General features: G+C 56.5%; 1 protein-coding gene and 1 tRNA gene. One reads left to right on the top strand and one right to left on the bottom strand.

What is annotated here, in order from left to right; translation table 11 throughout:
* Positions 1 to 395: 395 nt before the first annotated feature.
* Positions 396 to 471 (bottom strand) — tRNA-Trp (locus tag ACGYK7_RS19135).
* Positions 472 to 614: 143 nt separating this feature from the next.
* Here ACGYK7_RS19135 and ACGYK7_RS19130 point away from each other — a divergent pair.
* On the top strand, positions 615 to 1,112 hold the full coding sequence (locus ACGYK7_RS19130; protein ID WP_394403954.1) for a DUF892 family protein: 498 nt from the start codon (positions 615 to 617) through the stop codon (positions 1,110 to 1,112).
* Positions 1,113 to 1,330: the final 218 nt, after the last annotated feature.

Here is a 1,330-nt window from a genome sequence, read left to right as displayed (position 1 = left end):
GGTTCTAAGGCGAGTGGCGCAAAGCCGCAAGCAGAAATTTGAGAAAAGATGATATTTCGGGGAACCTTTCGGCAAGTCGCTGAAATGGCGTGCTATTTCCATAGGAACTGGCCCCGCGCTTCGCCGCGATGGCAGCATGACACTGGTAGAACCATCCATGACCGCGTGAATCATCTCCGAGTGGAGCGCCATAGAGGGGATGCTGGGTGAATCGCCCCGAGGCAGCGCGACTCGCTGAACACTTGCGCGGTGACGGGCCTAGGGTGGGTAAACTTATAAAGAATAAATTGCCGCAGACCGACATAGCCTTAAAGGTACGGCCCTGCCTCTCGCGGATGCAGGACTCCGCAACGAACGATACGCTCGCGCAGCTTCGTACGGAATTCAAGGAAATGTGGCAGGGGCTGAGGGACTCGAACCCACGACCCTCGGTTTTGGAGACCGATGCTCTACCAACTGAGCTAAACCCCTATGCCGGTGGCTTGGGTAGTCGCAAACGGGCGGCGGATCAAGAGCAGATCTGACCTTTCCGCCGATATTCTCTTCTTTGGGGAACATTGACCGTCCAGCTTACGTTTTCCCGTCGAACCAAGCCCGAAATTGGAGGACGACCGATGACTATGAACAATCTCAAAGACGTCTACACCGACCAGTTGCAAGACCTCTACTCTGCCTGCAAACAATCGCTCGAAGCGACCAATGCTCTGGGCCGCGCGGCGGAAGACAAGGAGCTGAGCGAAGCGCTGATCGACGGCAGCAATGGAATTGCCAAGGGGATGGATGTGCTGAAGTCAATCTGCGCCAAACATGACCTCGATCCGGATGGCGAGCACTGCCACGGGATGGAAGGCCTTGTAAAAGAGGCGCATAAACATGTGCTGGAAGAAGACTTTGGCGACAGCGATGCCCGCGATGCGATGATCATCACGCAGTATCAGCGGATGGTGCACTATGCGTTGGCGGGTTACGGCTGCGTTGTCGCCTTCGCCAATCGTCTGGGCGAGGATGTAGATGGTGCGCAACTGCAGGAGCAGCTCGATCACACCTATGACGGCGACCGCCGCATGACCGAGATCGCGACGAAGGGTGGCGTGAACGCTGACGCGGCTTGATTCTGTTGGGATTAGAATGATGAAAGCCGGCTCTTACGGGAGCCGGCTTTTTTTGTCTCCGGGGGATCACAGACCCCAGCAACGCAAAAGGCCGCAGCAAAGGCTGCGGCCTTTCTATTTCTTCAGACGTCAGGCTTGAAAGCCCGATCCAAAGATCAATCGGTGATTTTGGAAACGACGCCCGCGCCGACAGTCCGGCCACCTTCGCGGATCGCGAA

It is taken from the genome of Sulfitobacter sp. 1A15299, from assembly GCF_043556915.1.
Classification (GTDB): domain Bacteria; phylum Pseudomonadota; class Alphaproteobacteria; order Rhodobacterales; family Rhodobacteraceae; genus Sulfitobacter.
This window is presented reverse-complemented; position numbering and strand designations above follow the sequence as displayed.